We start from the raw sequence: 16,878 nt of genomic DNA on the forward strand, positions 1-16,878 counted from the left end.
GATATTCTGATGAGCAAACTGTATTTGGAAAGGATTGCTTCTGTTGCTTTCTGATTGTAAGTTAAATAAAGTTATTGGGCTGTTTAGTGTGCCTGCAACCAGTTGTTTCCCCACCCACAATCGGCTTTCAGGGGTACGTACATGCGATATGCCTGCTCCATCTCTTCGATTACGATTTTCTGTACAAGCTCTTTTTCTGCCTCTGGAACGCTGAAATTTAGTTCGTCATGGACCTGTAAAATCATCTTTGCTTTCAGATTGTAAGCTTGGAAGCGCTGATAGATGTGTGCCATGGCTACTTTTATGATGTCGGCGGCACTTCCCTGGATGGGAGCGTTGATGGCATTCCGTTCGGCATAGCCCCGTACCACCCCGTTTCTTGAGTTGATGTCCGGCAAGAAGCGCTTGCGGTGGAAGATGGTTTCCACATAGCCGTTCTCGCGTGCCACTTGGATGCTTTTGTCCATATACTCCTTCACTTGTGGGTAGGTTTCAAAGTAGCCGTCTATCAGCTCTTTGGCTTCCTGGCGGGAAACGCCCATGCGTTCGGCAAGCCCGAAGACGGAGATGCCGTAGATGATGCCGAAGTTTGCCGTTTTTGCCTTGCGGCGCATGTCGGCGGTTACGTCGTTTATATCTATCTTATATATCTTGGCAGCGGTAGCGGCGTGGATGTCGTGTCCGCTGAGGAAGGCGTCTATCATGTTCTTATCTTCGCTGAGGTGTGCCATGATGCGCAGCTCTATCTGCGAGTAGTCGGCAGAGAAGAACTCGCAGTCGGTGTCGGGGATGAACGCCTTGCGGATTTCCTTTCCGTCTTCGTCGCGGATGGGGATGTTCTGCAGGTTGGGATTGCTGGAGCTGAGGCGTCCGGTAGCGGTTACCGCCTGGTTGAAGGAGGTGTGTATGCGGCCCGTACGTGGGTTGATGAGCTGGGGCAGGGCATCTATATAGGTGCTCAGCAGTTTCTTCAGTCCGCGGTATTCCAGTATCTTCCCGATGATGTCGTGCTTGCTGCGGTAGCTTTGCAGCACCTCTTCGGAGGTGACGTATTGTCCGGTCTTGGTCTTTTTCGCTTTCTCCACGATTTTCAGCTTGTCGAACAGCACTTCGCCTACCTGCTTGGCGGAGCTGATATTGAATGTCTCGCCAGCCATCTCGTAGATTTCCTTTTCAATCTCCTGCAGGCGGACAGTGAAGTGCTGGGACGACTGCTTCAATGCTTCCGTATCGAGCAGCACTCCGTTGCTCTCTATATTGACAAGTACGGGGACGAGCGGCATCTCTATTTCGTAGAACAGATGTTCGGCACCTTGCTCCTTCAGTTCCTTTTCCAGCACGTTTTTCAGTTTGAGGGTGACGTCCGCATCCTCGCAGGCATAACGGTAGACATCTTCGGGTGGAAGGTCGCGCATGTTCTTTTGGTTTTTGCCTCGCGCTCCAATCAGCTCATCGATGTGGATGGTCTGGTAGTGCAGGTAGATTTCCGCCAGATAGTCCATGTTGTGTCGCAGTTCGGGTTGAAGCACGTAATGGGCGAGCATGGTGTCGAAAAGCTTGCCTTTCACCCGGACTCCGTAATTCTGGAGGATAATCATATCGTACTTGATATTTTGTCCCACCTTCATGGATTTCTCGTTTTCGAAGAGGGGGCGGAACTCGTTTACAATTTTTAAGGCTTCCTCTCGTTCAGCAGGTACGGGTACGTAGTATGCCCGATTTTCGGCGTCACTGAAGCTCATTCCCACGAGTTCGGCATCCATTGGCTCGGTTCCGGTAGTCTCTGTATCTATTGAGAGAATTTCGCTTGTAAGCAACTTTTGAATAATTCCCTTTCTTTTCTCTTCTGTATCAATGAGTTGATAGTCTACATCGAGCATTTCTAACCGCTTCAGATTTGAATTTTCAGAAGCTCCCGTCCCCTCGCCCGCAAAATTTGCAAACAAATCGCCTTGAACGGGGGCGCTGTTTTCGGGATTGGAGGTTTGCGGCTGGGCAAACAGAGTGCCGGCAAAGAGGTCGGGTGTCGGAGAGGTTGGGGTGGGGGAGGAAGAGTTGCCGTTTCCTTTTTTGAGTATCCGGTCGATGAGTGTGCGGAATTCCAACTCTTCGAAAATCTTGCGGAGTTCTTCTTCGTTCGGTTCTTCCCGGACGAGCGAATTCATATCGAGCCGGATGGGGACATCTGTTTTGATGGTAGCAAGGAATTTGGAGAAGGTAATCATCTCCCGGTTTGTCTCCACCTTCGTTTTCAGTGCGCCTTTCAGTTGGTCGGTGTGTTCCAGCAGGTTCTCGATGCTGCCGAATTCGGCAATCAGCTTCTGTGCGGTTTTCTCGCCCACACCTGGACAGCCGGGGATGTTGTCGGAAGCATCGCCCATCAGTCCCAGCATATCGATGACTTGCTCGGTGGTTTGTATGTTGAATTTGGCTTTTACTTCTTCGGTACCCATCACTTCGAATCCGCCGGTGTGCTTGGGGCGGTACATAAAGATGCGGTCCGATACCAGCTGGCCGTAGTCCTTGTCGGGTGTCATCATATAGGTGGTGATGCCCTGCCGCCCTGCTTCGGTGGCAAGCGTGCCTATCACGTCGTCCGCTTCATAGCCGGCCACCTCAAGGATGGGGATGCGGTAGGCGCGGATGATATCCTTTATAATAGGTACGGAAAGGCGGATGGTCTCGGGTGTCTCCTCGCGCTGTGCCTTGTATTGCTCGTAGGCCTCGTGGCGGAAGGTAGGGCCTGACGGGTCGAAGGCTACTCCTATGTGTGTGGGATTCTCTTTTTTAAGCACTTCTTCCAGGGTGTTTACAAAGCCCAGAATGGCCGAGGTGTTGAATCCTTTTGAGTTGGTTCTCGGGTTCTTGATGAACGCGTAATAGGCCCGATATATCAGTGCGTAGGCATCGAGCAAAAACAGTTTATCGATTGAATTCATACATTTAATCCTTTTTTTCATGGTAAAAGTACAAAAAAATACCGTATTAACCGTTTTATTACTATTTTTGTAGGCAAATAGCGATGCATGGACAACTCATCATTGATAAAATCTCCGATTTCTGAGGAACTGGAGGACTTCAAGAAACTTTTTGAAAGTACCCTTTCCAGTTCCAACCTTTTGCTGAACAGCGTGATTGCGCATATCCGGCAGAAGAACGGGAAGATGATGCGCCCCATTCTGGTGCTTCTGGCTGCGAAGCTTTTCGGTAAAGTATGTCCTGCAACCCTGCATGCTGCGGTTGCACTGGAACTTCTCCATAATGCAAGCCTTGTACACGATGATGTAGTGGATGAAAGTACTGAACGCCGTGGACAACTCTCCGTTAATGCCATTTTCAATAATAAGGTAGCCGTGCTGGCAGGCGATTATCTGCTTGCAACAGCGTTGGTGCAAGTGGGCATGACCCGTAACCATGACATTATCGACATCGTCTCCTGCCTGGGGCAGGATTTGGCAGATGGTGAACTTCTGCAGCTTTCCAACGTCAGCAATCTCCATTTCTCCGAGGAAGTCTATTTCGACGTTATCCGCAAGAAGACGGCCGTGCTCTTTGCTGCTTGTACGAAGGCGGGCGCGCTCTCGGTGGGAGCCAGCGATGAAATGGCGGAATCTGCGCGTCTGTTCGGTGAATATATCGGGCTTTGTTTTCAGATAAAGGATGATATTTTCGATTACTCCGAGAGCAAGGAGATAGGCAAACCTACCGGAAATGATATGGTGGAAGGGAAGTTGACCCTGCCCGTACTCCATGTACTCAATACCGTGAAGAATAAAACAGCGGAAGAGATTGCCGTGAAGATAAAGAACGGAGAGGCAACGCCTAGTGAAATAGTCCATTTAATCGAGTTTACCAAGCAGCATGGTGGCATAGAGTATGCTTCGCAAGTGATGCATGATTATAAGGGAAAGGCCCTTTCTTTGCTGGCTTCTTTGCCCGATACGGAGGTAAAAGCAGCGCTTACCGGGTATCTGGACTATGTGGTGGAACGGGAAAAATAACGGAACTATTTCCGGTTGATAATATGAAAAAGCCTGATGGAATCCATTCCATCAGGCTTTATTTATAGGTAAATGCAACTTCCTCTTAAAAGAATTTCATTTCCTCGCCCTTGATTTCCGAAAGCAGCAGGTTAGCAAGACGGCTGGTTCCCAAGCGGAACAGTTCGTTGTTCAGCCATTCTTCGCCGAGCACTTCCTTGACGATGGTGTAGTAAATCAGTGCGTCGTTCACGCAGTTGATTCCTCCTGCGGGCTTAAAGCCTACCTTGATACCCGTCAGCTCGTGATATTCCTTGATGGCCTGGCACATAACCAGAGCGGCCTCCGGTGTGGCGGCAGGCTGTTGCTTGCCGGTGGAAGTCTTGATGAAATCGGCACCCGAATACATGGAAAGGATGGATGCTTTTTTGATGTTCGAAGCCGTCTTCAAAGCTCCGGTTTCGAGAATTACCTTCATGTGGTGCTCTTTACAGGTTGCTTTGAGTTCTTGTATCTCCTCGCACATGCTTTCATAGTCTCCAGCCAGGAACTTGCCCACCGAAATAACGATGTCTATTTCATCGGCGCCTTCCATCAGTGCCATGGCAGTTTCTGCCACTTTCACTTCAATGAAAGTCTGGGAGGAGGGGAAACCTGCTGATACACAAGCTATTTTTACATCCTCCACTTCCAGCGTATCTTTTACGACTTCTGCAAAATTGGGGTATACACAGATGGCTGCCACATTCTTCAGGTCGGGGAACTCTTCGTCGAATTTATTCACTTTCTGGGTGAATTTCATGACGCTTTCATCGCTGTCTTCACTCTTCAGGGTGGTAAGGTCAATGCAGTTGAACAGGAATTTCTTTACCTCCGGTGTATTGTTTGCCGGTACTTTCTCTGCAATGATTCTGGCAGCTTGTGCAGCTATTTCTGCATCATCCAGTTGGGTGTTGTACTTTGCCAGGGCGGCGTCATACTTACTCTGGGTAGGCTCATTTTTCTCCATGGTCTTTCAATTTAGGATTATTGATATGTCTTGTCTGGTCACGTCTGGTTTTCTTCTCGAAGTTACGGCGGAAAGCCTCTGTCAGGTTCACTCCGGTCTGGTTTGCAATACAGAGAAGTACCCAGAGAATATCTGCCATTTCATCCTCGAGGTTGTCTTTTTCTCCTTCTTTGAAGGACTGGTCTCCATACTTGCGGGCCATGACGCGGGCCATTTCGCCCACTTCTTCGGTCAGTATGGCCATGTTGGTGAGTTCGCTGAAATAGCGTACTCCGTATTCCTTTATCCAGGAATCCACTTGTTTCTGTGCTTCTTCTAACGTCATTATTCCTTGTTTTTTGTATCCATACAGATGGTTACGGGACCATCGTTCATCAGTTCTATTTTCATATCGGCACCAAATTCGCCGGTACCTATTTCTTTACCTAATGCTAAACTCAGTTCCCGGCAGAATTGTTCGTACAGCGGGACGGATATTTCCGGTCGTGCTGCCCGTATGTAGGAAGGGCGGTTACCTTTCTTGGTGGAGGCGTGTAGGGTGAACTGGCTGATAACCAGTATTTCGCCGCCTGCCTCAAGAATGGATTTGTTCATCACGCCGTTTTCGTCATCGAAAATGCGCAGGTTGACTATCTTCTTGCAAAGCCAGTCAATATCTTCTTTTCCATCGGATTCTTCGATGCCTACGAGTATCATGAGGCCTTTTCCAATGGAGGCTTTGCAGGTTCCGTTGATGGTGACGGAAGCGTGTCCGGCACGTTGTATCACTACTCTCATGTTATTCTTGTCTTTTGAGGGAACAAAGTTACGAATTAATTCGTTGTGTGCATGGTTTTGCAGGCTGATTTATCAGTCATTATTTCTCTGAAAAATAGGTCTGGATGATTTTGGCTTTCGCTTCTCCCACCACGGTGGCAAGCTCCTTGGCAGATGCTTCGCGGATACGTTTCACGCTTTTGAACTCCTTGAGCAATGCGCTTTTCGTCTTTTCGCCGATGCCTTTTATCTCGTCCAGTGCAGAGGCAATCTGCCGTTTGCTGCGTTTGTCGCGGTGGAAGGTAATGGCGAAGCGGTGCACTTCATCCTGAATCTGCGTCAGCAATCGGAAGAGGGGGGTGTTCTGTTTCAATCCGATGGTCTGGGGAGGGAAACCGTACAGCAGTTCGGAAGTGCGGTGTTTGCCATCCTTGGTAAGCCCGGCGATGGGGATGTTCAGGCCAAGTTCGTCTATCACCTCTTTTACGGCGCTCATTTGCCCTTTTCCACCGTCGGTGACAAGAAGGTCGGGCAGGGGAGTTTTCTCTTCTATGGCGCGCTGATAGCGCCGTTTTACGACTTCTTTCATGGAGGCATAGTCATCCGGTCCCTCTACGGTCTTGATGTTATACTTGCGATAATCTTTCTTGGAGGGTTTTCCCTTGACGAAGACTACGCACCCGGCCACGGGGTCGGAACCTTGGATGTTGGAGTTATCGAAACATTCTATCTGTATGGGCAGGCGGTCCAGGTGCAGCTCTTGTTGTATCTCTTTCAGCAGGCGCACAGTTCGTTGCTCCGGATTCAGCTTTTCGGCTTGTTTCAGGCGGTCGGCTTTGTACTGCTTCACGTTGAGGATGGAGAGTTCCAGTAGCTTCTTTTTGTCTCCCCGTTGCGGGATGGTGAAAACGACATCTTTCAGCTCCATATCTAGCTCAAAAGGTACGATGATTTCACGTGAAAGGCTTTTGTATCTTTCCCGCATTTCGATGATGCCGAGGGAGAGCAGCTCTTCCTTGGTTTCGTTCAGCCGTTTTTTGTATTCGAAGGTGAAAGCCTGGTTGATGGCGCCGTTCGTAATGTGCAGGTAGTTGACGAAAGCGGATTTTCCATCATTGTCTTCTTCAATGGAGAATACGTCGATATTATGCAGCACGTTGCTTACCACTTCCGATTTTGCCCGGTAGTTTTCCAGCAGCAGGTATTTTTCCTTTATCTTCTGTGCTTCTTCAAACTTCATTTCGGTTGCCAACTCCTGCATTTGCTGGAAGAGCATCCTTTCTATCTCTTGGGTATTCCCTTTGAGGATTTCCTTGATTTCAGCGATGTTTTTCAGATACTCTTCCTGGCTTTGCTTGCCGATGCAAGGCCCTGCACAGTTCTTGATGTGATATTCCAGGCAAACATTGAACTTTCCGGCACGTATGTTTTCCGGAGAGAGGTTCAGGTGGCATGTACGTAAGGGGTACAGATGCTTGATGAGGTCGAGTAATGCGTACATGGAAGGTATATGGCTGTAAGGGCCATAATAGGAGGAACCGTTACGGATTATCTTCCGGGTTCTGAATACGCGTGGAAAGTATTCGTTCTGCACGCAGATGCTAGGATATGTTTTGTCGTCTTTCAACAGTACGTTGTAGCGTGGCTTGTATTTCTTGATAAGATTGTTTTCCAACAATAGCGCGTCTTCTTCCGTATTCACCACGATATATCGGATATCTGCAATCTTGCTGACCAGCACCCTCGTCTTTCCCGGTTCGTGCTCCCGGTTGAAGTAGGAAGACACTCTTCGCTTCAGATTCTTTGCCTTTCCTACATATATAATGGTCCCTTCGGTATTCAAATATTGGTAAATACCGGGACTTTCGGGAAGGTTGGATACAATCCCTTTGAGGTAGTCGTTAGTTCTGAGTTCTTCCATAATGGTATGATGAAAAGGTGGAGGATAAGAGGAGTAAAATGATGGATAACATCAACTCTCAGCTAAGAGTACTCTGTGCCTCTGTGTCGTTGCGTTTGACAAATTTATAGCGATAGCACCGATTCCACTTCTACATCATCCCCAAACACATCCTTGCCATGAAGCTCTTTCAGCTCGATGATGAAGTTTACATACACTTTCTTGGGGCTCATCTGCTTCACCAATTTGCAGGCAGCTTCCATTGTTCCACCGGTTGCCAGTAAGTCGTCGTGCAGCAAAACTACATCGTCTTCATTAATGGCATCCTTGTGCATCTGTACGGTATCTTTGCCATATTCTTTATCATAGCTTTCTTCAATGGTTTCTGCAGGAAGTTTTCCCGGCTTGCGGATAGGAACGAAGCCTGCTCCCAGTCTGGTGGCGAGAATGGGGCCCATAATGAAACCTCTTGATTCTATACCCACTACTTTGGTTATTCCTTTGTCCTTATACATCTCGTACAGTGTGTCCGAGAGCTCCTGCAAGGCGGCAGGTTCCTTGAACAAGGTAGTTACGTCGTAGAATAGAATTCCTGGAATGGGGAAGTTGGGTATTTCCCGAATGCTTTTAGCAAGCGTTTCTTTGCTCATAATCAGTTTATTTAATAGGTTTGTTGAATTCTTTGTTTCACGTGGAACTTTGCGCTCTATCGTCCGCAAAGTACCAGTAGCACGTTGATGTCGCTCGGAGATACTCCCGGAATCCGACTCGCTTGGGCTATTGTTTCCGGATCTATCTTCACCAGCTTCTGTCTGGCTTCGGTGGAAAGGGATTGGATGGAATTATAGTCAAACTTTCCTTTTATCTTGATGCTTTCCAATCTTGCCAACTTATCCGCAATAATCCGTTCGCGTCCGATGTATCCTTCGTATTTGATGAGTATTTCTGCAGCTTCTACAATTTCTTCTTTTCTATCGGATATTTTATCCAGTTCTCGTTTAAAGGCGCTGACATGTTCGGCAATGTTTTCAATTGTTACCTGCGGTCGGTTTATCAAATCTATCAATTTGCATCCTTGGCGCAGTGGAGTAGTGCCGAGCTGTTCCAATACCGGATTGATTAATGCCGGTTTCATCGAATAATTCCGCGCGAAGTCTATAATTCGGTTCACGGCTTCACGTTTTTCTGTCAGCAGCTTGTACCGCTCTTCCTTGGCGAGTCCCAGCTTCCAGGCTTTTTCCGTGAGTCGCATGTCCGCATCATCCATACGGAGCAGGATGCGATATTCGGCACGGGAAGTAAACATACGGTAAGGCTCGTCCACACCTTTTGTTACCAAGTCATCGATTAAAACGCCGATATATGCTTCATCTCTTGCAAGGGTGAATGGTTCTCCGCCGTGGCAATTGATGTGGGCGTTGATGCCTGCCATGATTCCTTGTCCGGCAGCTTCCTCGTAACCGGTTGTTCCGTTTACTTGTCCGGCAAAGAACAGGTTCTTTATATTCTTCGTCTCCAGCGTATGTTTCAGTTGGGTGGGGTCAAAGAAGTCGTATTCGATGGCATAGCCCGGGCGGTAGATGACCAAATCTCTGAATGCCGGTATCTTTTTCAATGCTGTAATCTGGATGTTCATGGGCAATGAAGAAGAGAATCCATTCAAGTAGAGCTCCTGGGTTGTTTCCCCTTCGGGCTCCAGGAAAAGCTGGTGCTGCGGCTTGTCGGGGAAAGTCACAATCTTGGTCTCTATACTGGGGCAATAACGTGGGCCGATACTTTGGATTTGTCCGTTGAAAAGGGGAGAATCCGGCAGGCCTTCCTGCAGAACCCGGTGTACCTCTTCATTGGTGAAACAAGTCCAGCAAGGGAGCTGTTTCAAATGGCGTACATGAGTATCCATGAACGAGAACTTGTGGAAGTCACATTCTCCGTCTTGAATTTCCATATCCTCATAATGCACGCTGCGTCCGTCTATGCGTACGGGGGTTCCCGTCTTCATGCGTCCGAATGTGATGCCATGTTTGGCGATGGACTCGGTTAATTGGTAGGATGCAGGTTCTGCCATACGTCCACCCGGAAGCATGGTACGTCCCACGTGCATCAGTCCGTTGAGGAAAGTTCCTGCGGTGAGTACTACACATTTGGCATGGAACGTTACTCCCCATAGTGTTACTACTCCTGTAATCTCACCGTTTTCAACGAGGATTTCCTGCACGGTATCTTGCCAGATATGCAGGTTGGGGATATTTTCCAGGATTTCTCTCCATGCCCAGATGAATTTGTTGCGATCGCACTGTGCGCGTGGGCTCCACATAGCGGGACCTTTGGAACGGTTCAGTATACGGAACTGTATGGCTGTCTGGTCTGTCACCAATCCCATATATCCTCCCAAGGCGTCTATTTCGCGTACTATCTGTCCTTTGGCGATGCCTCCCACTGCCGGGTTACAACTCATCTGTCCGATTTTGTTCATATCCATTGTGATAAGACAAGTCTTCGAGCCCAGGTTTGCGGCAGCGGCAGCGGCCTCGCATCCTGCGTGTCCGGCACCTATTACAATAACGTCATACTTAAACTCCATTCGTTCAGTGTATTTTAAAACTGTGCAAAGTTACGAAAAAAGTTGTATGCCGGGACGTGTCATATCTTAAAATCCGGATATATCTTCTTTGGCATTGCTTATATTTCTGCATTCGGTATCATACTTATTTTCTGGATTTCTTTAACTGGAGACATATTGCTTGTATTTGGTCTGTAATGTAATCAAAATAAAACTTTTTAGTGTGATTACTTTTCTTTTTGAAAAAGAGACATATCTTTGCAGTGATTGAATATTAAAAAGCGTTTTGATTGATTAATTTTAAGGAAGAGAAGCATGAGAAAGAAATTCTTCTTGTTAATCATTGTCTGTCTGGTTATGGGGGTAGTGACCGATATCGAAGGTAACTTTACAATCTTGAATGTACTGAGTACGGTATTTCTGTCAGCAGGTTGGCAAAACTGTCAGAAAGATGCCTTTGATGGATTCCTTTGATAAAATGAGACGGTAATACCTTGATATTCCACAAAAATACTATTTATTGGCTCGAAATTTCTATTCTTTTTTTCTGAATCGGCTTATCTTTGCTTTCGTAGAAACCAATAATAAAGTTATAATACTATGAGAAGATTTTTCCTCATATCGTCATTCTTGACGTTGTTTGCAATCGGAAGTTCGGCGCAATGGAAGCCGGCAGGTGATAAAATCAAAACGGACTGGGCATCCCAGATCAATCCCGCGAATGTGTTGCCCGAATATCCTCGTCCCATCATGGAACGGAGTGACTGGAAGAACTTGAACGGACTGTGGAATTATGCCGTTATAAATAAAGGTGAGCATCTTCCGGCAGAGTTCGAAGGGCAGATACTTGTTCCTTTTGCCATCGAATCCTCCTTGTCCGGAGTTGGAAAAAGAATCAATGAAAACCAGGAACTGGTCTACCAGCGCAGTTTTGAAATTCCTTCTGCCTGGAAGGGAAAACAAGTGCTGTTGCACTTTGGTGCTGTCGACTGGAAAACGGATGTATGGGTGAATGATGTGAAAGTAGGCAGCCATACGGGGGGATTTACTCCGTTCTCTTTCGATATTACTGCCGCCCTTTCTGGCAAAGGCAATAATCAGTTGGTCGTAAAAGTTTGGGACCCAACGGATAAAGGGCCTCAACCCCGTGGAAAGCAGGTCAGCAATCCGGAAGGTATCTGGTACACTCCCGTAAGCGGTATCTGGCAGACGGTATGGATGGAGCCGGTTGCCGGAAAACATATCGAGAACCTCCGTATTACTCCCGATATTGACCGTAATATGCTGACAGTGAAGGCTGAATTGAATAAGGCATGCCCTTCCGACTTTGTGGAAGTGAATGTGTATGACGGCAATCAACTGGTAGCCACCGGCAAAAGTATCAATGCAGAGCCGGTGGAGGTGTCCATGCCCCGGAATGCCAAGTTGTGGAGTCCGGATTCCCCCTTCCTCTATACGCTGAAAGTGACGCTGAAAAGCGGAGGCAAGGTAGTGGATAAGGTGGACAGCTATGCTGCCATGCGTAAGTACTCCACCCGTCGTGACGCGGATGGCATCGTACGTCTGGAACTGAATAACGAGGCTTTGTTCCAGTTCGGACCGCTGGATCAGGGTTGGTGGCCCGACGGACTGTATACAGCTCCCACAGACGAGGCTTTGCTGTACGATGTACAGAAGACGAAAGATTTCGGTTTCAATATGATTCGCAAGCATATCAAGGTGGAACCGGCACGTTGGTACACACATTGTGACCGTTTGGGTATCATCGTATGGCAGGATATGCCGAGCGGTGACCGTAATCCGGAATGGCAGAACCGCCGCTATTTCGACGGAACAGAACTGAAACGCTCCGCCGAATCCGAAGCCTATTATCACAAGGAATGGAAGGAAATAATGGATTGCCTCTACTCTTATCCGTGTATCGGTACATGGGTACCGTTCAACGAAGCTTGGGGACAGTTCAAGACGGTAGAGGTGGCTGAATGGACGAAACAATATGACCCGACCCGTCTGGTGAATCCGGCAAGTGGCGGTAACCATTATACCTGCGGTGACATGCTCGACCTCCACAACTATCCTCAACCGGAAATGTATCTGTATGATGCACAGCGTGCCACGGTTTTGGGTGAGTATGGCGGCATCGGCCTTGTCTTGAAAGACCATATTTGGGAACCGAACCGCAATTGGGGATATGTTCAGTTCAACTCTTCCAAAGAAGTGACTGATGAGTACGTGAAATATGCCGATATGCTGTATCAGATGATAAAAAGAGGTTTCTCGGCGGCCGTCTATACACAGACCACGGATGTGGAGGTGGAAGTGAACGGTCTGATGACTTACGACCGCAAGGTGATAAAGCTGGATGAGAAACGCGTGAAGGAGATAAATACACGCATTTGCAATTCACTTAAGAAATAGGGGCATTTACAATTTACCATTTACAAAGTATAATTTGGCTGCGCTGTCATCTGCATAGTTAAATTATACTTTGTAAATGGTAAATTGTACATTAAAAATGTTGTTATGAAACGATTGATTATAAAGCTTTTCCTTAGTCTGTGCCTATGGGCGGTATTGCCGGTTTGTGCGCAGGATGCTGTTCATTACTATTTCAGAACGATGGATATCCGGAACGGTCTTTCGCAGAACACCGTGTATCAGATTTTGCAGGATAGGAAAGGCTTTATGTGGTTCGGAACCAAGGACGGTCTGAACCGTTATGACGGATTGTCTTTCCGTATTTACAAGAAAGAGAATTCCGGTTTAGGCAAGAATTTCATAACTGCGCTCTACGAGGACCGCCGGGGCAATATCTGGATTGGTACCGATGGGGGAGTCTTTATTTATGACCCGGTACTGGATTCCTTTACCGCTTTCGATGAGGCCAGTGATAACGGCAGTATCATCAGGGATTTCGTCACCATGATTGGAAGTGACGAGGACGATAATATCTGGATATCGGTAGAAAACCAGGGGTTGTTCTGCTATAAACCGGATGAAGGGAGGTTGCTAAACCATCTGCACGATTCGGGACTGCCCAATGTAACCCGCTTTTGGCTGAATGGGAATACGTGTTGGCTGGCCTTGTATGCGGATAATCTTTACTATACGAAAGCTGACTTTGAAACTCCTCTGCAGCCTTTCAAGGACGCGGAAGGAAATGAGATTTTCAAGAATGATATTATCAATTGGCAGGTCAGCGGACCCCATAATTGTGTGTATATCGCCTCGCTGAACGGGCTGACCGAGATAAACCAGACTACAGGCAAGACGCGGAAACTGCTGAACACCTATGTGAGGGCTTTGCAGTTCAAATCTGACGACGAGCTGTGGGTGGGCGCAGAGTCCGGCTTGTATATTTACAATCTGACGAATGACAAGATTACCCATTTGACCGTTCCCGACCAGGATGATTCGTATGCATTATCGGACAATGCTATTTATTCGCTCTGCTGCGACAAGGAGAACGGCATGTGGATAGGGTCTTATTTCGGTGGAGTGAACTATTGCCCTTATCAGTGGACTTATTTCGAGAAGTTCTATCCGAGAGACAATCTCAGGCATTTCGGCCGTCGTGTACGGGAAATCTGTGAAAGTAATGATGGCACCTTGTGGATAGGTACCGAAGACAAAGGCTTGTTCAATTACAATCCGGAAAACGGAAAGATAGAGCCTTTTGAGCATCCGGCCATTTATCAGAATGTCCACGGCCTTTGCCTGGACGGGGATGATTTGTGGGTAGGTACGTTCTCCGGTGGTCTGAACCGGGTGAATCTTCGGACCAGGCAGGTGAAACATTATGCCAAGGGTGAGAGTGAGAATTCCATGGTCGCCAATGACGCCTTTACCATTTGCAGGACCACTACGGGAGACGTGTGGATAGGCACCACGTCCGGTCTGTTGAAGTACAATCGCTCCACAGATGACTTTACCCGGATTCCTCAGCTGAAGAATATGTTTACTTATAACATTCTGGAGGACTTCAACGGAAATCTGTGGTTTGCTACTTTTTCCAATGGAGTGTTCTGCTACAATGTAAGAAGCCAGCAGTGGAGGAATTATCTGTCTAATGAGAATGATTCGACCTCTCTTCCCTACAATAAGGTAATCAGTATCTACGAAGACAGCAGGAAGCGTCTGTGGTTCATGACGCTGGGTGAGGGCTTCTGCCGCTACAATCCGGAAACGGACAATTTTACCCGTTATGACATGTCGAAAGGATTTCCGAGCAATACCATCTACAAGATGGTCGAGGACAAGCGGGGAAACTTATGGATTACTTCCAATTATGGTCTGGTCTGCTTCAATCCCGACACGGAGAGCAAGCATGTCTATACCACGGCAAACGGTCTGCTGAGCAACCAGTTTAATTTCCAGTCCGGTTACATTGACAAGAAGGGACGCATCTATTTAGGTAGTATCAACGGATTCATAGCCTTTGACCCGGAAACTTTTGTGGAGAACACTTTTCTCCCTCCCGTAGTGATTACAGATTTTTATCTGTTCAACAAACGGCTTTCGGTGGATAGTCCGGATTCTCCTTTGGAGAAGAGCATCACCTATGCGGATGAGATAGAGCTGGATGCCGACCAGAATTCTTTCTCTTTCCAGGTTGCGGCCCTGAGTTACCAGGCACCCGAAATGAATGGTCTTGAATGTAAGCTGGAAGGCTTTGACCGCGACTGGTATACGGTAGGACGGAATTCCATCATCAACTATTCAAACCTTCCTTATGGAAGCTATACATTGCGTATAAAGGGTTCCAACAGCGATGGCAAGTGGAACGCGACGGAACGTGTGCTCGACATCCATATTCATCCTCCTTTCTATCTCTCCACCTGGGCGTATGCTGTTTATACGGTATTGGCGTTATGCTCACTGGCTGCTGTAATTATCTATTTCAGAAAACGGACCCAGCAGAAGCATCAGCAGGCTATGGACAAGTTTGAGCGGGAAAAGGAACGGGAGTTATATGCTGCGAAGATAGACTTCTTCACGAATGTGGCGCATGAGATACGTACACCGCTTACACTGATAAAGAGTCCGCTCGAGAATGTACTGGCTTCTCGTTCTGTTTCGGATGACATCAGGGATGATTTGGAGACCATGGAACTGAACACTAACCGGCTGCTTGATTTGGTGAACCAGTTGCTGGACTTCCGGAAGACGGAGACGCAAGGCTTCCAATTGAATTTTGTGGAATGTGACGTGTCTGAGCTCTTACAAAAGACGTATAAGCGTTTCAAGCCTTTGGCACGTGAAAGGGGGCTGGCATTGAGTATAGAGACTCCCGAAAGCTTGTATGCTTCGGTTGATAGGGAAGGGCTTACCAAGATTATCAGCAATCTGCTGACCAATGCGATAAAGTATTCGGAGACCTATATACGCATCAGGCTATATTCGGAAGGTGAAAGACTGCTGCTTTCTGTATGCAATGACGGCCTTGTCATTCCGGTAGAGATGCGCGAGGAGATTTTCAAGCCGTTCATCCAGTATAAAACCGGTACCTTGCGCTCTGTGCCCGGCACCGGTATCGGGCTTGCACTTGCCCGTTCATTGGCCGAACTCCATGAGGGTACGTTGTGCATGGAAGATTCGATGGAGAACAACTGTTTCCTGCTGTCACTTCCGTTGAAGCACGAGCAGACGGTGGCTATGGAGCATAAAGAACCGGTAACGGGCGGGGAATCCTCTGAGGAAAGTGGTGCAGGTACTGCCTTGGAACAGCACCGGTATACTCTTTTGGTGGTGGAAGACAGTCTGGAAATGCAGGCATTTGTTGTGAAACAGCTCTCTTCGGAATATCGTGTGCTGACTGCCGTGAATGGGGTGGAAGCTTTGAAGGTGTTGAAGGAACATACTGTAAATCTTGTCATTTCAGACATTATGATGCCCGAGATGGATGGATTGGAGCTGTGCGAGCATCTGAAGTCCGAGCTTGACTATAGCCATATACCGATTATCCTGCTTACGGCGAAGACGACCCTTCAAGCCAAAATAGAGGGAATGAAGCTGGGGGCTGACGTATATATAGAGAAACCTTTCTCCGTGGAATATCTGAAAGTTTGTGTGGCCAATCTGCTGAACAACCGTGAGAAGCTACGGGCTTCTTTTGTCAATTCTCCTTTTGTGCAGACGGGCAGTATGGCAATGACAAAGGCAGATGAATCTTTCCTTAAAACATTGAAGGAAGTGGTGGTTGCCAATATGCAGAATCCGGATTTCTGTCTGGATGATATGGCAAGCCTGCTGAACATGAGCCGTTCGAGCCTGAACCGGAAGATAAAGGGCATATTGGATATGACCCCGAATGACTACATCCGCCTGGAGCGGTTGAAGAAAGCGGCGCAGCTTTTAAAGGAAGGGGAGTGCAAAATCAATGAGGTTTGCTACATGACCGGCTTCAATACTCCTTCCTATTTCACCAAGTGCTTCCAAAAACAATTTGGTATTCTGCCCAAAGACTTCGTGAAATGATAGCATGGAATGCTTGCTAAATATAACAATCCAATCAAATGCCCCTGAGAGACATCTCAGGGGCATTTTTTGGATTTATAATTGCATAGATTGAAGCGATATTTGCATTAATTTTAGCTTTATGCGGATATATTTGCATCCGAAAACCAACAATTTATAATACTATGACCCCTATGCCTATGACGTAACAAATCCT

General features: G+C 47.4%; 11 protein-coding genes. 4 read left to right on the forward strand and 7 right to left on the reverse strand.

The window, feature by feature from the left end; translation table 11 throughout:
• Positions 1-83 precede the first annotated feature (83 nt).
• Positions 84-2,939, reverse strand: a complete 2,856-nt coding sequence (polA, locus tag EYA81_RS09365; RefSeq protein ID WP_117599891.1) for a DNA polymerase I — start codon at positions 2,937-2,939, stop codon at positions 84-86.
• An 87-nt stretch (positions 2,940-3,026) separates the two neighbouring features.
• On the opposite strand from polA, the gene EYA81_RS09370 reads away from it, so the two are divergent.
• A complete protein-coding gene (locus tag EYA81_RS09370) occupies positions 3,027-4,001 on the forward strand; it encodes a polyprenyl synthetase family protein (RefSeq protein ID WP_131225667.1) in 975 nt (324 codons plus the stop codon).
• 85 nt (positions 4,002-4,086) lie between these two features.
• Here EYA81_RS09370 and deoC read toward each other — a convergent pair whose 3' ends face one another.
• The 6 genes from deoC to mnmG form a co-directional block, all read right to left on the reverse strand.
• A complete protein-coding gene (deoC, locus tag EYA81_RS09375) occupies positions 4,087-4,989 on the reverse strand; it encodes a deoxyribose-phosphate aldolase (RefSeq protein ID WP_131225668.1) in 903 nt (300 codons plus the stop codon).
• Entirely contained in the window at positions 4,976-5,314 is a 339-nt protein-coding gene (locus tag EYA81_RS09380; protein WP_131225669.1) for a nucleotide pyrophosphohydrolase, read from the reverse strand. The genes deoC and EYA81_RS09380 overlap by 14 nt, the downstream gene beginning before the upstream one ends.
• Positions 5,314-5,766, reverse strand: coding sequence for a D-aminoacyl-tRNA deacylase (dtd, locus tag EYA81_RS09385; protein ID WP_131225670.1), 453 nt, complete (start codon positions 5,764-5,766; stop codon positions 5,314-5,316). Before dtd ends, EYA81_RS09380 begins: the two co-directional genes overlap by 1 nt.
• A 79-nt stretch (positions 5,767-5,845) precedes the next feature.
• Complete coding sequence (uvrC, locus tag EYA81_RS09390) at positions 5,846-7,666, reverse strand: excinuclease ABC subunit UvrC (protein WP_131225671.1); 1,821 nt, start codon at positions 7,664-7,666, stop codon at positions 5,846-5,848.
• 104 nt (positions 7,667-7,770) lie between these two features.
• A complete protein-coding gene (locus EYA81_RS09395; RefSeq protein WP_165491370.1) occupies positions 7,771-8,295 on the reverse strand; it encodes an adenine phosphoribosyltransferase in 525 nt (174 codons plus the stop codon).
• A gap of 56 nt (positions 8,296-8,351) precedes the next feature.
• Positions 8,352-10,226: a tRNA uridine-5-carboxymethylaminomethyl(34) synthesis enzyme MnmG gene (gene mnmG / locus EYA81_RS09400; protein WP_131225672.1), complete on the reverse strand. Its 1,875-nt coding sequence runs from the start codon at positions 10,224-10,226 to the stop codon at positions 8,352-8,354.
• A 294-nt stretch (positions 10,227-10,520) separates the two neighbouring features.
• On the opposite strand from mnmG, the gene EYA81_RS19205 reads away from it, so the two are divergent.
• The 3 genes from EYA81_RS19205 to EYA81_RS09410 all read left to right on the forward strand — a co-directional run bounded on the left by EYA81_RS19205 (position 10,521) and on the right by EYA81_RS09410 (position 16,682).
• A complete protein-coding gene (locus EYA81_RS19205; protein WP_165491371.1) occupies positions 10,521-10,679 on the forward strand; it encodes a hypothetical protein in 159 nt (52 codons plus the stop codon).
• 126 nt (positions 10,680-10,805) lie between these two features.
• Positions 10,806-12,623: a glycoside hydrolase family 2 protein gene (locus EYA81_RS09405; protein ID WP_131225673.1), complete on the forward strand. Its 1,818-nt coding sequence runs from the start codon at positions 10,806-10,808 to the stop codon at positions 12,621-12,623.
• Positions 12,624-12,728: 105 nt separating this feature from the next.
• Positions 12,729-16,682 carry a hybrid sensor histidine kinase/response regulator transcription factor gene (locus tag EYA81_RS09410; RefSeq protein ID WP_117964329.1) on the forward strand — a complete coding sequence of 1,318 codons (3,954 nt, stop codon included), beginning with the start codon at positions 12,729-12,731 and terminating at the stop codon, positions 16,680-16,682.
• The last annotated feature ends 196 nt before the right edge of the window (positions 16,683-16,878 follow it).

The sequence above is a fragment of the Bacteroides sp. A1C1 genome (assembly GCF_004328515.1).
Taxonomy (GTDB): Bacteria; Bacteroidota; Bacteroidia; order Bacteroidales; family Bacteroidaceae; genus Bacteroides; species Bacteroides uniformis.